Raw genomic sequence first — 16,360 nt, 5'->3', positions numbered from 1 at the left:
CACCAGGCGGGTAAAGCGATTGCGCTCACTTCTCGTCAACCTCGGGCAACGGGCCTTCGGAGATAAGCTGCACCTGCCCCCGAGATACCGAAATCAGCAGCCTTTTGTCCGCGAACTCCACGACCGCCAACCGCCCAGTGGCACCCAGCGGAATGGCATCCACTAGCTTCACCGCCCTCTCCCGCTGACCGAGCGCCAGGCCAGGCTGCGCTTTCCGCCAGAGCCACAAGGCGCCGAACGCCATGCCCGCGACGAGGGGCACGAGGAACAGCAGTTTCAAAATATAGGTGGTCATCATTTGCGGCGTTCGAGCCCCGCGAGACGCGCTTCGGCGGCGATTACTTCGACGATGCGGATGCCGAAGCGGTTATTCACCGTCACCACCTCGCCCTTCGCGATGAGGCGGCCGTTGACCATGATGTCGAGAAGGTCGTGCGCCTGACGATCAAGCTCGACGACGCTGCCTTCCTGAAGATCGAGCAATTCGGAGAGCTTGAGCGAGCTGCTGCCGACTTCTACCGACAGGCGCAGCGGAATGTCTGCGAGCAGCTGATAATTCCGGCCCGCGAGAACGGCGTCCTCAGGCTTTTGCGCGATCTTTTCTTCAACGTCGCTCATCGAGCGCCACTCCTGTCTACTTTTTCAATCCTGAGCGCGGCCTTGCCTTCCTGATCGCCGATCGACCCGAAGGCGAGCAGGCGACCGGACACCAGTAATGGCACCTGGGCGGGCAGGCTGATCGGGATGACGTCGCCGGGTTCGAGCGCCAGCAATTCCTGCATGGAGATGCTGGGCCGCGCGAGCACGCTCCGCGCCTGGATGCGGACTTCGCCAAGCGCCGAGGCCATGCGTTGCCGGGCCGTCCGGCTCGTATCGTCATGCACCTTCGCCGAAAGCTCGTTTTCAACCGAACGAAGGGCCGACACCGGATAGAGGATGTCGATCTTCGCCGGACGCCCCTGCCCCAAGGTCACGGTGAAGCGCGCGACGGCCACCGGCTCGTCGCCACGGACGAGGCTGGCATAGGCCGTGTTCGTTTCCCGTGACAGGAGCTGCGGCGAAACCGTCATGACTTCGGACCATACCTCGGTAAGCGTGTCGATGAGCGCTTCTGAAATCCGCCCCAGAAGCCGTTCTTCCGTAGCGGTAAATTCATTAAATTTCCGTTCATCATAGTCGCCGGATCCGCCATAAAACATGTCAACCAGACGGCTGATGAAGCTTGGCTCGAGTGCGATCAGGACCGCGCCCTTCAATGGCCGGAAGCGATAGAGGCTGATGCTCGAAAATTCGGGCTGTTCCAGCCGCCAGCTTTCGAAGCGGCGGACGTGGACGCGCTCGGCGTCGACACCCGGTTTGTCGCGGGCGAAGGGTTCGATCACGTCGCGGAGCTTGCGCGCCATGCGAACCGACAGGCGATCCACCGCCGGAAGCATCGGCATGGGGGGGATCGTCTCGTTGGCGAAGGAGAAGGGCCGGTGAAGCTCTTCCTCGCTGCCCGGAGCGGCCGTGGCTGCATGCTCGTTGAGGCCGTCGATCATCGCGGCGACTTCATCGCCCGAAAGCGCTGCGGATTTGCTCATTGCATCACCATGCTTGTGAAATAGACGTCGTCGATGCCGCCAAAGCCTTCCTTGGCCTTCAGCACATCGTTGACCGCCTTTTTGAGATCCTTGCGAAGCTGATCCTTGCCCTGCGGCGTCGCGAGCGCGATCGAATCCTGATCGGAGAGCGCGAGGAGAACAGCCGAGCGGATCGCCATTTCGTGCGTCTTCACATTTTCCAGGACACGCTCGTCATAGAAAGTTGAGACGCCGAGCCCCAATTGCATGAAGCCATCCGTGTCGCGCAGGTTCACCGTGAAATTCTGCTCGAGCGGATAATAAGACGCCTTGAACAGGCGCGGATCGGGCGACTTGTCGCCCTGCGCCGAATGATATTTGGCGGCGTCGGCTTCACTCGTCCCATCGCGCGGGACGAGGTGAGGCTGGTTCGGATCGATGACAGGCGCATGGGACTTGCCGCCCGCGCCCGGCAACATACCGCCAGCATAGAGACCAGCGCCGACCCCGCCGCCACCGATGCCGACGATCAGCACGGTCATCAGCAGGATTTTCTTCATCTTACCCGGCTTTTTCGCGGGCTTTTCCGTGTCACTCATTGCCAGTCCTTATGCGTAGCGTTCGGAGGGCCCAGCCTTGCGCGCGGGCTCCGGTGTCTCGTTGGTTTCATCGGCACGTGCGGCTGCGCGGATAAAATCCTGATCGTTCCGTCCTTGCGCGTCGCGGCGCGGATCGCCTGCGGGGCCTTGGCCGGTGCCAAGATCGACATGAGTTTCAGCGATCCGAACACCCTGCGCCTTGGCTTCGGCGACAAGGCGGGGCTGCGCGTCCGCGACGATCGTCCGCGCGGCCTCGGTATCGGCGGACAGGCGGATCGACGCGCCCGCCTGCCCTTGGCTCACCTCGACCCGCAGGGTGCCAAGGGTCTCGGGGTTGAGGCGGAAGCGGAGCTGGCCGTCCTTCCCCCCTGTTTGCGCGATGTCCTTGGCGAGCTGATCCAGCCATTGCTCGTCGCGCGAGAGATTAAGCTGCTGCTCGACCGCAAACTCGGCAGGCATTGCAGACTCGAAAGCCGCGACCGCGTCCGGGGCCGCTTCGGAAAGAGCGGGCGCGATGTCGAAGACGAGCGGTTGGAATCCCTGCGTGTCGGTCCGGGGCATGACAGGCGTAGCGGCGGGTAAAGCCCTTTCGAGAGACACCGACTTTGCGGGACGAGCCGCTGGAACGGCCGGGGCCAGTGCCGAAGCGATATGGCCCGGATCGGCTATTGGCTTCGCGGCCGGAGCCGGGACTACGACCGTCGCCTTGCCCGGCAATGACGCCTCTTCATTCTTCACAAGGGACTGTTCGCCACCAATCTCAGCCTTCGGGAGCGGAAGCTGGAAGTCGGCAGGCGCATCGTCGACCTTCTGCTCACCCGAAGGCTGAGTCACGTCGGCAAGGATCGGCGTAGGGGCGCCGTCCGCCATGGGCGATTGGGTGGAAACGGAAGCTTCGACAGCCGGAGCTGAGGTCATCGCCGGAGCAGCAACCGGGCGCTCCACTGGAGGCGGCGTGAAGAGGACAGCCAACGCCAGAATCTGATCCTCCGCGTCCGCTTCATCGTCATCAGTAGAGGGAGAGACCGTCGACACGTCCTCCGCCTCGCCATCGCTCGCCAACGCTTCAGGCGGCAGGAACAGGAGCTCGCCCGGCGCCGCGGCGCCCAGCTCAGCGGGCGGGGGGACGACTAAAGTTGAAAGCAGCTGCGTGAAGAGATCGCCTTCGGCAGCGACGGCGCTGCCGTCCCCTGCCCGTTCGGGCGTGGCACCAGCGATCTTGATGGTGGAATGAAGCGTCATCACGCATCGTCTCCCTGTCTTGCGGAGCGGAATTTTGGACGGATGGACGCGGAGATCTTCCGCTCCTCCCGCGCTTCGTCAGCGGCGCTCGCGCGATCCTTCAATTTGTCCGCGCTCTCCTGCTGGATGCGCGCGGCGAGGCGGACCTGATCCTTTGCCTCCGCCACGGAACGGGCCCGATCGAGACTGCGCTCCAGCCCTTCGCGCGCCTGTTCGATGCGGAGCGCTAGTTCGCCCATGCTGCCAATGGTTGCGCCGTTGGTCGTACCGACATCGGCGGTGAGTTCGGCGCGGAGGCGAGCAAGATGTTCGGCGCTCATTTCCAGCGCGTTGACCTTGCCCTTGGCTTCACTGGCAGCTGCGGCGGCGAGGTCGTGCTGGATGTGGCGGACGCGGGCGATACGCGCGCGCTGGCGGGAGACGGGGCTCATTGCGCGAATTCCTCGATCAGGGCGGCTTTGGCCTGTTCGAAACCGATCCGCTCGCCCGGCGCCTGCTTCAGGAATGCAAGCACGTCCTGCCGCCGCGCGATGGCGTTATCGATCAGCGCGTCGCCGCCCGATTGATAGGCGCCCATCAGGATCAGGTCGCGATTTTCCTCATAAGCCGACCAGAGGCGGCGCAGCATGGAGGCGGCGTGGAGATGATCCGGAGTCACGCAGTCGGGCATGACGCGGGAGAGCGACTTGCCGACGTCGATGGCCGGATAAATGCCCTGCTCGCCGAGTGCGCGTGACAGGATGATGTGACCGTCGACGATCGCGCGGGCGGCGTCCACGATCGGATCGTTCGTGTCGTCACCGTCGGCGAGTACGGTGTAGAGCGCGGTGATCGATCCGCCGGTGCGGCTGTCCGCGCCTGCCCGCTCCACGAGGCGTGGGACCAGGCCGAGTGCGGAGGGCGGATAGCCCTTGGCCGTCGGCGGCTCGCCAAGCGACAGGCCGATTTCGCGCTGCGCATGGGCAACGCGGGTGAGGCTGTCGATGAGGAGCAGGACTTTGAGGCCCTGCGCGCGGAAATATTCGGCGATGGCGGTGGCGCGCATCGCGGCGCGGAGGCGGAGCAGAGGCGCGTGATCGGCAGGCACGGCGACGACGACCGATTTCTTCCGCACCTCGCCCGTTAGCTTGGTGGCGAGGAAGTCGCTCACCTCGCGGCTGCGCTCGCCGATCAGGCCGACGACGACCACATCGGCATCGGCGCCCGCGATCATTTGGCCCATGAGGACGGACTTGCCGACGCCCGAACCCGCGATGATCGCAATGCGCTGGCCGACGCCTGCGGTGAGAAGCGCGTTGACAGCACGGACGCCGATGTCGAACGGCTCGGTCACGCGGCCGCGATCCAGCGGATTGCCCTGCTGCCCGGCGAGCGGCCAGCGTTCGGCGGTGGTGACGGGGCCGAGCGCATCGAGCGGGTTGCCAAGCGCATCGACCACGCGGCCGAGGAGCGCCGGGCCGACATCGCACATATTGCCGCCGGAGAAAGGCTCGACCCGTGCTCCAGCGGCGTGCGGGGCATCGCCGTCCAGGGCCATCAGCAGAGTGCGGTTGCCGCGAAAGCCGACGACTTCGGCGCGCGCCGATTGGCCGTCGGCAGTGATGATCCGCGCGCCCGCGCCGATCGGCTGGTTAAAACCCGTCGCTTCCAGCATCAGCCCGTCATAAGCGGCGAGCTTGCCGATGCGCGTGGCGCGGCCGTCCGGGATGCTCACCCGGTCCAGCATCGCGCTCGCCGCGTCGGCGAGAGAGGGCGTCACTGCTCCATCCCCATCTTGTCGAGTGCGGCGCGGAGCCGTTCGAGGCGGGCGGCGGGGCCATCTTCGATCCAGCCTTCGCCGGTTTCGAGGAGCAATGTGCCGCGTTCGAGAGAGGGATCGCCAAGGATCGCGACCGGAAGACGGGCAGCGTCGAGCAAAGCCGCATCGTCGGGATGGACGCGAAGGCGGCCGGGCTCGACATCTTCGCCGATCATGGCGGCAACGCGCTCCGCGCGCTCCATGAGAACGCCCTTGTCGATCTCGACCTGACCGACGATCTGGCGGACAAGCCGCTCGACCGCCTCTGCCATAAGCACGGCAAGCGCGTTGGTCGGTTGCGGTTCCAAAACCTGAAGGTTTTCGGCGAGGCGCGCAATCGCGTCGCGCTCGGCGGCGACTTCCATGTCTGCGGTACGGCGGCCCGCGTCGAAGCCTTGCGCGAAGGCATCGGCCTGGATTTTCTCGACGTCGATCTCGCCGGTTTCCGCGAGAGGCGGAAGCTCGTCCGGCGTCAGAAGGTCTGAACCATCGCCATCGGGCTGGAAAGACGTCCACGGCGTGAACATCGGCGTCGCCCGCTCGATCGCGAAGCTGCCGACCGTTTCGGCGTCCGCGACGCCATGGCGCCAGATGTTAGACATAGTCGTTGCCGCCGTCGAGGAGCATGATGGTTCCGGCGTCGGCGAGGCGTCGGGCGATGGCGAGGACTTCTTTCTGGGCATCCTGAACTTCCGCTAGGCGGACGGGGCCGCGGGCTTCCATATCGTCCTTGATCGCGTCGGCCGCGCGGCTCGACATGCAGCCAAGGATCTTTTCGCGAAGACGGGGATTCGCGCCCTTCAAGGAGAGCACAAGCACGTCGTTTTCCACGTTGCGGAACAGGGTCGACAGGCTCTTCTCGTCAATCGCGATGAGATCGTCGAAGATGAACATCTCCTCCTCGATCGTCTGCGCGAGGCGCTTGTCGACCTTGTTCAGGGAGCGGATTATGCGCTGGCCGGTGCCAGGACGAAGATTGTTCATGATCTTTGCAGCCTCCCCCGCCCCGCCGCGCGCGGTGGCAGGCGTTGCGGAACGGGAGACTTCGCCGACGAGGATGCGCTCAAGCTCTTCCAGCGCTTCGGCGGTCACGATTTCAAGCGTGGCGACGCGGTGGATAACGTCGGGCTGCATGTCGATCGGCAGCATCTGAAGCACGTCGCCCGCCGCAGTCGGCTCCAGATGCGCGAGGACGAGCGCCGCGATTTGCGGATGTTCGTCCTTCACAAGCGCCGCGATGGTGCGCGCGTCCATCCAGTGGAGCGCGTCGAGCGCGCGGCTGCTGGTCGGCGGCGTGATGCGGGCGAGCATGGAGTCCGCGCGGGCCGGGCCCAGCGCATGGGTCATGACCGAACGGACGCGGGTCGACGCGTCGAAACCCAGCGTCGTGCGCGCTTTCGCCATGGTCATGAACTGGACGACGACGCTGTCGACCTGAGTTTCGGTGACGTCCGCAAGTTCGAACATCGCGCTGCCGACCTGTTGCACCTCGTCCGGGCTGAGGCGCGTCAGCACCTCCGCCGCCTCCTGCTCCTCAAGGAGCATCAGGAGGATCGCGGCCGCCTCGCTGCCGCTCGCCGCTTCGAGCGTATCAGCGCCATACTCAGCCATTCTTGTCAGCTCCCTTGCTGTCCGAGCGGATCAGATCGCGCACGACGAGGGCGGCGCGGGTCGGATCCTGGCGGACGAAATTGCGTACGAGTTCGGCGCGGGCCTCATAGGTCTTGGCTGCCTCGATCATTTCGAGCGTGACCTTAGTGCCCGCATTTTCCCGCGCTTCGGCGCTCAGCGCGGCGGAGATTTCATCACCGAGATTGCCCTTGCCGCCGCCAATTGCACCGCTGGATGCCGCACGGTTGGCAAGCACGGCACTGCCCTTCTTGAGTAGCGGACGGCCAACGCCGAAGATGAGCAAGGCGGCGAGGCCGAGCGCGGTGAGGTTGCGCGCGAGCATCGACACCCAACTTGCCTCCCACCAGCTTTCGGTCGCCGTTTCGACCGGCGCGAAGGCGCGCGAAGTGAGCGCGACTACGTCGCCGCGCTGCTGATCGAAACCGACCGCGCCCTTCACGAGATTTTCAATCGCAGCGAGATCCTGCGGGCTCAGCGGCTTGCCGCCCTCCGGCGTCTTGAGCGCGACGGCGACGGACAGGCGCTTCACCTGACCTGTTTGTTCCTTCGTGTGCGAGACTTCGCGACCAACGGCGAAGTTACGCGAATAATTTTCGGTGCGGCGCTGATTGGCGGCGCCAGCTGCTGCCTCCGCGCCCGCTTCCTGCACACCGGGCGCCGGGGCAGCAACCGCGGCCGGAGGCGCTTCGTTGGCGATCGCGCCGGGCACGCCGCCCGCTGCTGCCGGACCTGCCGCGCCGGTACCGTCGCTGCTCGTGCTGCCCTCTTCCGAACGAAGCGCGCGCGCTTCCTCAGGAAAGCCTTCGCGGGTTGCTTCCTTTTGGGAAAAGTCCATGTCCGCGTGGACTTCGGCGGTGAAGTTGCCCGCGCCGACGATGGGTGTCAGCAAAGCGGTGAGTGCCTCGCGATAGCGGTTCTCGATCTTGTCCTGAACCTCGACCTGCCGCTCGGATTCCGCAACGGCACCATTGCCGCCCGCGCCGGAAAGCAAGCGGCCATTCTGATCGACGACCGACACGCCATCGGGTGCGAGACCTGGAACGGAGGAAGCAACGAGGTGGACGATTGCCTGAACCTGCGCATCGCTCAGCGCCCGGCCTGCGGCGAGCGTCAGCATAACGGATGCCGCCGGATCGGCCTTATCGCGGAGAAACACGCTCTGCTGCGCGACCGCGAGGTGGACGCGCGCCTGCTGCACGGCATCGATCGCTTCGATCGTGCGGGCAAGGTCGAGCTCGCGAGCCGAACGCAGCCGCTCGCCCTCAACGGCGCGGCTCGATCCCAAAGGAAGATTGGTGATCAATTCGTCGCCGCCCGGCGCGGCCTTCGGCAGGCCCTGCTGAGCGAGCAGCATCTTGGCCTGATGATAATCGTTTTCGGATACCGAAAGCGCGCCGGTCGTCCGGTCAATGGAATATTGGATGCCTGCACCGCTCAGGGCTTCGGCGACCGCAGCCTTGTCGGCATCGGGAAGCCCCTGGAACAAATCGCGGCTTGGTGGCGCGCTGAATGTCATCCACAAGAGGGCGGCGAGGCCCATCAGCGCCAGGAAACCGATGGCGGGCAGGCTCTTCGCTACCGCCGGTTGGCGTGTGAAAACCTGGATGGACTCCAGGATGGCACCGGTGCCGCCAGCGCGGGGCGTGGACGGGGCGACGGATCGCGCTGAAGCGGCGATGACGTCGTTCGATGTGGCTGCGATGTCGCTCATATCAGACCGGCATACTCATGATATCTTTATAAGCACTTAGGAGCTTGTTCCTGACCTGAAGCGTCGCTTCGAACCCGATCGAGGCTTGCTGGCGGGCGAGCATCACGGACGCGATGTCGGACGTTTCGCCCCGCTCATAAGCCGCGCTCACATTGCTCGAATTGGATTGAAGCTCGTTGACCTGAGCGAGCGCGCTGCGCAGCGCATCGCCAAAATCGGCGCCCCCGGCCTTCTGGACACCGCCCAAACCCTCCGCGCCGCCAAGGCCGGCCGCGCGCTTGATGGCTCCGCTCTGCTCGACGAAGGCCGCCCGCATCGAGAGGACTTTGGTGCTGTCGATTGTCGACATGATCTATTCTCCTCAGGCCGCCGCCACACGCATATCGGCGAGCCGATAGCGGAGCGTGCGTTCACTGATGCCAAGCTGTTCAGCCGCCTTCAGGCGATGGCCGCCGGTCGAAGCAAGGGCCGCGCGTATGACGTCTTCCTGAGCGGCGCGACCTGCCGCCACAAAGCGCGGCACTGCGCGGACCGGAGCAGTTTCGATCTGGAGATCGGCCGCCTCGATCCGGTCGCCCTCGCGAAGCAGCATTGCACGCTGCAGCACGTTGTCGAGCTCGCGCGCATTGCCCGGCCAATTGTGCGCCATCAGCCGGTCGAGCGCAGTGGCGGTTGGCCAGGGCAAAGCCTCACCCGGAGCCATGTGGCGCAGGATGAGAGCAGCGGCGATGGCGCGGACGTCGAGGCGGCGATGGCTCAAAGGCAGCAACTGCAGCGGCATGACGTTGAGCCGCCAATAGAGATCGGCGCGGAATTTTCCTTCGGCGACTGCCGCCGCAAGATCGCGGTTGGCGCAGGCGATGACGCGAACGTCGACCGCTTCGGGCCGGACCGCGCCGACGGGAAGCACTTCGCGTTCCTGCAGCGCGCGGAGCAATTTGGCCTGAAGAGAAAGGGGCAATTCGGAAATTTCGTCGAGCAGAAGCGTGCCGCCTTCCGCCGCACGGAACAGACCCTCGCTGTCCGCGCTGGCGCCGGTAAAGCTGCCCTTACGGTGACCGAACAGGATGGCTTCGATCATCGTTTCGGGAAGCGCGGCGCAATTGACGGCCACGAATGGCCCCGATGCACGCGCCGATGACGCGTGGATGAAGCGCGCCAGCCCTTCCTTGCCGGTGCCGGTTTCTCCGAGGATGAGTACGCTGGCGCCGCTCCCCGACACCCGCTCGGCGAGGGCAAGAAGGCGGGCGCTTTCCGGTTCGCCGCAGGCCGGACGCACCGGGCTGCGCATCAGTTCGGCAACAAGGGCGTGGCCGAACGCCATGTCGTCAAAACCGAAGCGCAGAAGAGCGGGCCTTGCCCCATCGCCCAGAATGAGCGCGGGCGCACCATCCGTATATTCGATCAGCAGATCGCCGCTTCGTGCCGCATCGGCTTCTGAAACATCGAAGATGGTCGGAAGATCGGCCGTCGCCGGGCTGCCCGAAATGGGCAGGCATGCAACGCCCGCACCCATCAGCCAACGCTGAAGAAGCGGATGCGCCATCACCACTTTCTCGCTCAATCCGATCATCAAGCCACCCCCGAAATCTGTACCGGCGCCCGACGTCTCGGTTGCCTCGCCCATATTTAAGCAAGGGCCATGCCACGTTTTGATTTAGCTCTGTTTTACGCACATCGCGGGCTCGCCTTACGCGCGCGTGTCAGCGGCTCGACATGCAGGGCGTCGAAAAGCCGACGCCGAAATTTTCCGATTAAAGTTCGGCTTGGCCGCGCCGTTATCCCAATTCGTGGCGACCCTCGCTTGATCCCGGGCCGCCTTATTCGAGCGGGAAAGGACTACCCAATGACTGCCATCAACACGAACAGTTCGGCTCTCCGGGCCCAGAATGCCAGCCGCATGGCCAACCAGAGCCTGTCGACCGCCATGGAGCGTCTGTCGACCGGCAAGCGCATCAACAGCGCGAAGGACGACGCCGCCGGCCTCGCCATTGCCAGCCGCATGACCAGCCAAGTGCGCGGCATGGCCGTCGCCGTCCGCAATGCCAATGACGGCATTTCGCTGGCGCAGACGGCCGAAGGCGCGATGGGCGAAGTCACCAACATGCTTCACCGCATGAAGGAACTGGCCCTCCAGTCGTCCAACGGCACCCTGAAGGACAGCGACCGCGCCGCTCTTCAGTCCGAAGTCAATCAGCTGACCAAGGAAATCTCGAACATCGCAGAAACCACAACCTTCAACGGCGTGAAATTGCTCGACGGTTCCATGGATACCCTCAAGCTGCAAACTGGCCTCAATGCCGGTGAGCAGACTTCACTTGCTCTGGTTGATGCAACCGCGTCGGAACTCGGCATTCAGGCGAAGGTCGAAGGCGCCGTCGTAAACGCGGCTCTCGCTGCAGGCGACTTGCTGATCAACGGTGAAGACATCGGCGCTGTTGCCACGGTCGATGCAAAGAGTGTTGCTGCCGCCATCAACTTGAAGACCGTCGACACCGGCGTAACCGCCAAGGCGGAAAATGAAGTGACCGCCGATGTGGGCGCGATCGCAGTGGGCGACGTGCTGGTCCTCAACGGCCAGACCTTCACGATGACGGCCGCCGAAGACGATGCCGCTTCGCTAGCCAAGCGCCTCAACACGCAAACCGCCGCCACAGGCGTAGAAGCCAGCGTGGACGACGACGGTCGCCTGTCGCTGAAGGCCGTGGACGGCCGCAACATCACTGTGACCAATACGGACTCGATCCTGTCCAATGCCAAGGACGTCAAGGGCAGCTCGTTCGCGATCGGCACCGCATTGATCGACGTCGAAGGCGCGGTCACCCTGACGGCTCAGCCGGGCGAAAATATCCTGATCGGCGGCACGTCCGCAGCCGACTCGGGCTTCACCGCCGGCAACACCAAGGGCATTTCGATCGCTACGCAAAAGGGCGCCGAGGACTCGATCGCTATCATCGACGGCGCGCTCGACAAGATCAGCGCGGGTCGCGGCGACTTGGGCGCGGTTCAGAACCGTCTCGAAGTTACGGTCAACAACCTGACCACGACTTCGACCAACCTTGAAGAAGCGCGCAGCCGTATCGAAGACGCCGACTTCTCGGCTGAAACGACCAATCTCGCCAAGGCGCAGATCCTGAGCCAGGCATCCACCGCGATGCTCGCCCAGGCCAATCAGAGCGCCCAGAACGTGATGAGCCTTCTCCGCTAAACTCTCACTCGAGTTAGTGGGCGGAAAAGCCCCGGCGTGTCGCTACCACGCCGGGGCTTTTCTATTGTTTTGGGGGAGCGCGCGGAATAGCCCCTCCCCTTGTTGGAGAGCGCTCTCTAGTTCCAGTCGCTAAGAGTACCGCGCAGCCTGTCGAGCGCCGATTTCTTGATCTGACAGACACGGGCGGCGCCGATGCCGAGGGTCTGGCCGATTTCCTCGAGGTTCAATTCCTCGACGAAATAGAGCTGGAGGACCATCGCCTCGCGCTCCGGAAGCTCGCGGATGCCGTCGGCGATCGCGGCTTTCAGGCCTTCGCGCATCAACGCATCGTCGGCCCTTTCCTCGACATCGGCGAACCACACGGACTGATCCGAATAGACATCGTCGAGGCTTTCGTGACGCACCGTCATCGTTTCATCGACCATTTCGCGATAATCGGAGGCCGAAACGCCAAGCTCTTCGGCCATTTCGGCATTGCTCGGCGCACGGCCGAGGCGGCCTTCCAGCTTTTCGCGGGTCGCCGTGATCGTCTTGCGCTTCACCATCGCGGACCGGCACATCGTCGCATGGCGACGGAGATGATCGATCATCGCCCCGCGGATGCGCATCTGGGCATAGGTCGCGAAGGCGTGGCCGCGATCCTCATAGGCATTGGCCGCTTCGACGAGCGCCACCATCCCGATCTGCACCAGATCCTCGATATCGATCGCGTTCGAGACGCGGCCATGGACGTGCCACGCGATCTTGCGGACGAGGCCCATATGAGCGCGCGCCAGCTGTTCGGGCTGCGTGCGCGAGGGCGTGCGCTTGTAGGTCGTCACCACCATGTCCTGTGGATCACCGAGCGCCATGAAGGGCCTCCATTCCAAAGAAGCGATCACCGGTTTCGCGGAGCCCCGGATCGAGCTGCGCGAGCGCGCCCGCGATCTCGCCGAAGGCCAGGGAGGCGTGGCTGCGCGGAAAGGCTTCGAGGCAGCATTGCTTGCGAAGCACCGACTGCCGGACATGATCGTCCCGCGGCACGGAGCCGAGATAAAGAAGTTCGGTCGGGAGGAAGCGGCTCACCACCTCGCGGAAATGCCGGAAGAGCTCGCGTCCCCTTCCCTCATCGTCCACCATGTTGGTGACGACGGCGGCGGATGTGATGCCGTGATCCAGTGCCAACACCTTCGTCAGCGTATAGGCGTCCATGAAGGCAGTGGGCTCGGCCGACAGGACAATCATCACCATGTCCGACAAAGAGGTAAGCCGCAGCGATTCCGGAGCGACGCCGGTCCCGGTGTCGAGGATCAGATAATCGAGCGTCGCGGCATAAGGACGGAACACGTCCGCAAGCCGCCGTTTCTCCTTGCGCCCAAGGTTGGCCGTGATGCCGCTGCCATTGTGCCCGGGCACGATTTTCACGCCCGAAGGCCCCGCGACGATCACGTCGGCAAGCCCGCATTGGCGCGCGATCACATCGGCGATGGTGAGCGGCGAATTAAGGCCCAAAAGGATGTTCGCATTGGCAAGGCCGATGTCGCCATCGACCAGCATCACATTCTTCCCCGCACGGGCGAGCGCGACGGACAGGTTGACGCTGCAATTCGTCTTGCCGACGCCGCCCTTGCCGCTCGAGACTGCGATCACGCGGGCGGTGCGTCCTTCGTTCCAACGCATATTACACGCTCTCCGGCAACATCATGGCTTCCCGCTGTCCGCCGACGACGGCGACGACCTCGACGGGCTTGCCGTCCGGGATTTCGAGAAAGGACAAGACCGGCACGTCCGGGATCTGCGGCGCCAGCAGGCGCGACAGCGACCGGCGCGCGATCGGCGACGTAACGATGGCGAAGCGGCGCGCCTCGCCCAGAAGAGGACCAGCGGCATCGCTAACCGCCTGCACCAGGCGCTGGCCAAGGCCCGGCTCGATCGGGTGCATGGCGGTCTGTCCGGTGCGCACGGCCTGCGCGAGCAGGGTTTCAAGCTCCGCATCCAACGTGATGACCGGCAGCGGCATCTTGATCGGCACGATCGTCTGGACAATCAGCGCCCCGATCCGCTGGCGGACCCTTTCGACCAGCTGGACCGGATCGGCCTCCTCGCGTGCGGCATCCGCCATGGCTTCGGCGATGCGGCGGAAATCCTTCAGCGGTACGCCTTCGGCCAGCAAGGCACGGCACAAAGCGGCGATGGAAGCGAGCGGCAATGGCTGCGGCGTCAGGCCCGCGACGAGTTGCGGCGCGACTTCCTTCAGCGCGTCGAGCAAATTCTGGGCTTCGTCCATGCCGAACAATTCGGCGGCCTGCATCTGGACAACATGGTTAAGGTGCGTTGCGACCACCGTCGCCGGATCGACGACAGTGTAACCCGCGACCACCGCATCGGCGCGCTTCGACGGCGCGATCCAGACGGCGTCGAGGCCAAAGGTCGGATCCTTGACCTTGCGGCCGTCGATCGTGTTCAGGAGATCGCCCGAGTCGAGCGCGAGCAGGTCTTCCGGCCAGATCTCGTCCTCTGCGCAGATCACGCCGGCGACCGTGATGCGATAGCTGTTGGGCCCAAGCGAGAGTTCGTCACGCACCCGGACGAGCGGCACGACGAAGCCGAGCTCCCGCGACAGCTGACGCCGTATGCCGGTGATGCGGCCCATAAGGGGCGCGCCCTTGCGTTCATCGACCAGGCCAATAAGGCCGTAGCCAAGTTCGAGGCCGAGGGCGGCGCCGTCGCTCACTTCGTCCCAGCCAATCGCGCTCGGCGACGGCGTGATCGCGGCCTCGACCGAGGCTGGCTCGATCGGCTTGGGCGCCTTGTGGAGACGCCACGCAACGTAACCTGCGATGGCTGCGGCGGGCAGGATGATCATGTGCGGCATTCCCGGCAGCACACCCAAGAACAGCAGGATTGCAGCCACCGGCGTCCAAGCGCGGGCCGAGGCGAACTGGCTGCTGATCTGGCCCGAAAGATCGAGCGGCGAAGACACGCGCGTCACGACGGACGCGGCAGCCACCGACAGCAGCAGCGCCGGAACCTGCGCGACCAGCGCGTCGCCAATGGCGAGCAGGATGTAGGTTTCCGCCGCCTGTCCAAGAGACAGACCATGGCTCACCGTACCGAGTACGAGGCCGCCGATGATATTGATGACGAGGATGAGCACGCCCGCGACCGCGTCGCCCTTAACGAACTTGGACGCACCGTCCATGGAGCCGTAGAAATCGGCTTCCGTCGCCACTTCCTGACGGCGATGCTTGGCTTCCTCGGGGGTCATCAGACCGGCGTTCAGATCAGCATCGATCGCCATCTGCTTGCCGGGCATGGCGTCAAGAGTGAAGCGCGCGGACACTTCCGACACGCGGCCCGCGCCCTTGGTGATGACGACCATGTTGATGATCATCAGAATGAGGAAGACGAAAACGCCGACGACATAATCGCCGCCGATCAGGAAGCTGCCAAACGCCTCGATCACATGGCCTGCCGAAGCCGATCCTTCATGGCCGTGGACGAGCACGACGCGGGTCGACGCGACGTTCAGCGCCAGGCGCAACAGGGTGGCGAAGAGAAGAACGGTCGGGAAGGACGAGAAGTCCAGCGGCTTTGCGACATTCAATGCCACCATCAGGACGGCAAGGCTGATCATGATGTTGATGATGAAACCGATGTCGAGCGCAAAGGCCGGGATCGGCACGACCATCAGCATGACGAGCATCAGGGTGGCGAAAGGCAGCACCGCCCCCTTCCCTGCGCTGATCCACGCAGCCCTGCGGACGTTGGCGGCGCTCATGCGGACGCTCCGATCTTCGAGAGCATTTCATAGGAAATGCGGGCAAATTCGGCCGATGGCTTGGCGATCGGGCGGATGCCGCGATCGGCTTCTTCCGCGCCAGCCGCGTGCGTGAAGCGATGGGGCGCGGCGGGCATCGGCAGGGTAGCGCCCATCGCCGCATATTGGGGCGCGGCGAAGGAAGGTCCACTCTCCGTGCCCAATTTGGCGGCGAAATTGTCGCGGATTTCAGCGACGCTCCGCGCACTGCCGTCAGGGCGATAGAAGATGGAGCGGTTGGCGCGTGCCGCTGCGGGAAGGATTGAAGCAGCAGGTGTCGACGGATCGGCGGCATAGGCGCCGAGAAACTCCTCGGCCCCGCCCGCCCCCAGAAAATGGGCGAGATAAAGGTCGACGCTTTCCATGGGGCGGCCAAGCCGCGCTTCCAGATAGTCGCGATTGTCCGAAGCGAATTCCGCCGCCATGGCCGAAGCCGCTTCCGGGTGGTTCCGAAGATCGAGGATCGCCCGGCGCGTCTCGGCATCCGGCACGCTATACCGCCCACTCCGCCCATGGATCGCGTCGGCAGCCCAGCCAAGGCCGTGCTTCGCGCCATGGTCCTTGACCGTGCCGAGCCAGGTCTGATCGATGAATTGATAGAGGCCAGTGGCGCTGGAGGTCCGCGCGCGCGCATTGGGATCGAAGCTGCTTTCGATCCGCGCCTGGTTCATCAGATAATCGAAATCGACGCCGGTGCGGGCAGATGCGGACGCGATGGCATTGCCGATCCGGTTGCCCGGCCCACTTGCCCCAGCCCTGATGTTCACCGTCGAAACCATGACGTCTCCTTCAATCATGGAGACGTTAAG

General features: G+C 64.5%; 16 protein-coding genes and 2 pseudogenes. 2 read left to right on the top strand and 16 right to left on the bottom strand.

Features of this window, described 5'->3' with window-relative positions; translation table 11 throughout:
- Window positions 1–25 precede the first annotated feature (25 nt).
- From C7I56_RS02880 to C7I56_RS02825, 12 genes are read right to left on the bottom strand one after another with little or no spacing between them, the layout of a single operon-like run.
- Window positions 26–298 (bottom strand): FliO/MopB family protein, encoded by a 273-nt coding sequence (locus C7I56_RS02880; protein WP_106639015.1) that lies wholly within the window; start codon window positions 296–298, stop codon window positions 26–28.
- The gene (gene fliN, locus C7I56_RS02875; protein ID WP_106639014.1) at window positions 295–618 is read right to left on the bottom strand and encodes a flagellar motor switch protein FliN; all 324 of its coding nucleotides are present in this window, start codon (window positions 616–618) and stop codon (window positions 295–297) included. Before fliN ends, C7I56_RS02880 begins: the two co-directional genes overlap by 4 nt.
- Window positions 615–1,583 carry a flagellar motor switch protein FliM gene (locus tag C7I56_RS02870; protein WP_245409565.1) on the bottom strand — a complete coding sequence of 323 codons (969 nt, stop codon included), beginning with the start codon at window positions 1,581–1,583 and terminating at the stop codon, window positions 615–617. Before C7I56_RS02870 ends, fliN begins: the two co-directional genes overlap by 4 nt.
- Window positions 1,580–2,161 (bottom strand): flagellar basal body-associated FliL family protein, encoded by a 582-nt coding sequence (locus C7I56_RS02865; protein ID WP_106639013.1) that lies wholly within the window; start codon window positions 2,159–2,161, stop codon window positions 1,580–1,582. The genes C7I56_RS02870 and C7I56_RS02865 overlap by 4 nt, the downstream gene beginning before the upstream one ends.
- A 9-nt stretch (window positions 2,162–2,170) precedes the next feature.
- The gene (locus C7I56_RS02860) at window positions 2,171–3,403 is read right to left on the bottom strand and encodes a flagellar hook-length control protein FliK (protein WP_106639012.1); all 1,233 of its coding nucleotides are present in this window, start codon (window positions 3,401–3,403) and stop codon (window positions 2,171–2,173) included.
- Entirely contained in the window at window positions 3,403–3,834 is a 432-nt protein-coding gene (locus C7I56_RS02855; protein WP_106639011.1) for a hypothetical protein, read from the bottom strand. Before C7I56_RS02855 ends, C7I56_RS02860 begins: the two co-directional genes overlap by 1 nt.
- Window positions 3,831–5,162, bottom strand: a complete 1,332-nt coding sequence (locus C7I56_RS02850) for a FliI/YscN family ATPase (RefSeq protein ID WP_245409564.1) — start codon at window positions 5,160–5,162, stop codon at window positions 3,831–3,833. The genes C7I56_RS02855 and C7I56_RS02850 overlap by 4 nt, the downstream gene beginning before the upstream one ends.
- The gene (locus C7I56_RS02845) at window positions 5,159–5,803 is read right to left on the bottom strand and encodes a FliH/SctL family protein (protein ID WP_106639010.1); all 645 of its coding nucleotides are present in this window, start codon (window positions 5,801–5,803) and stop codon (window positions 5,159–5,161) included. The genes C7I56_RS02850 and C7I56_RS02845 overlap by 4 nt, the downstream gene beginning before the upstream one ends.
- A complete protein-coding gene (fliG, locus tag C7I56_RS02840; RefSeq protein ID WP_106639009.1) occupies window positions 5,796–6,812 on the bottom strand; it encodes a flagellar motor switch protein FliG in 1,017 nt (338 codons plus the stop codon). Before fliG ends, C7I56_RS02845 begins: the two co-directional genes overlap by 8 nt.
- A complete protein-coding gene (gene fliF / locus C7I56_RS02835) occupies window positions 6,805–8,544 on the bottom strand; it encodes a flagellar basal-body MS-ring/collar protein FliF (protein ID WP_106639008.1) in 1,740 nt (579 codons plus the stop codon). Before fliF ends, fliG begins: the two co-directional genes overlap by 8 nt.
- Before the next feature lies 1 nt (window position 8,545).
- Entirely contained in the window at window positions 8,546–8,893 is a 348-nt protein-coding gene (gene fliE / locus C7I56_RS02830) for a flagellar hook-basal body complex protein FliE (RefSeq protein ID WP_106639007.1), read from the bottom strand.
- A 12-nt stretch (window positions 8,894–8,905) separates the two neighbouring features.
- On the bottom strand, window positions 8,906–10,171 hold the full coding sequence (locus tag C7I56_RS02825; protein WP_245409563.1) for a sigma-54 interaction domain-containing protein: 1,266 nt from the start codon (window positions 10,169–10,171) through the stop codon (window positions 8,906–8,908).
- 15 nt (window positions 10,172–10,186) lie between these two features.
- Here C7I56_RS02825 and C7I56_RS12700 point away from each other — a divergent pair.
- Window positions 10,187–11,236, top strand: a pseudogene (locus C7I56_RS12700) (flagellin N-terminal helical domain-containing protein); the annotation flags it as partial.
- A gap of 213 nt (window positions 11,237–11,449) precedes the next feature.
- A pseudogene (locus C7I56_RS12545) lies at window positions 11,450–11,752 on the top strand (flagellin); the annotation flags it as partial.
- A 116-nt stretch (window positions 11,753–11,868) separates the two neighbouring features.
- Here C7I56_RS12545 and C7I56_RS02815 read toward each other — a convergent pair.
- Genes C7I56_RS02815 through C7I56_RS02800 form a run of 4 tightly spaced genes read right to left on the bottom strand, consistent with a single transcriptional unit; the run spans window position 11,869 to window position 16,330 of the window.
- Entirely contained in the window at window positions 11,869–12,603 is a 735-nt protein-coding gene (locus tag C7I56_RS02815; protein WP_425352361.1) for a sigma-70 family RNA polymerase sigma factor, read from the bottom strand.
- Complete coding sequence (locus C7I56_RS02810) at window positions 12,590–13,411, bottom strand: P-loop NTPase (protein WP_106639005.1); 822 nt, start codon at window positions 13,409–13,411, stop codon at window positions 12,590–12,592. The genes C7I56_RS02815 and C7I56_RS02810 overlap by 14 nt, the downstream gene beginning before the upstream one ends.
- Before the next feature lies 1 nt (window position 13,412).
- Window positions 13,413–15,512, bottom strand: a complete 2,100-nt coding sequence (gene flhA / locus C7I56_RS02805; RefSeq protein WP_106639004.1) for a flagellar biosynthesis protein FlhA — start codon at window positions 15,510–15,512, stop codon at window positions 13,413–13,415.
- Window positions 15,509–16,330, bottom strand: coding sequence for a transglycosylase SLT domain-containing protein (locus C7I56_RS02800; protein ID WP_106639603.1), 822 nt, complete (start codon window positions 16,328–16,330; stop codon window positions 15,509–15,511). Before C7I56_RS02800 ends, flhA begins: the two co-directional genes overlap by 4 nt.
- Between the last annotated feature and the right edge of the window lie 30 nt (window positions 16,331–16,360).

It is taken from the genome of Allosphingosinicella vermicomposti (genome assembly GCF_003012815.1).
Classification (GTDB): Bacteria; Pseudomonadota; Alphaproteobacteria; order Sphingomonadales; family Sphingomonadaceae; genus Allosphingosinicella; species Allosphingosinicella vermicomposti.
Note: the sequence above shows the minus strand (reverse complement) of the source record. Positions and strands in the feature narration are given on the sequence as shown.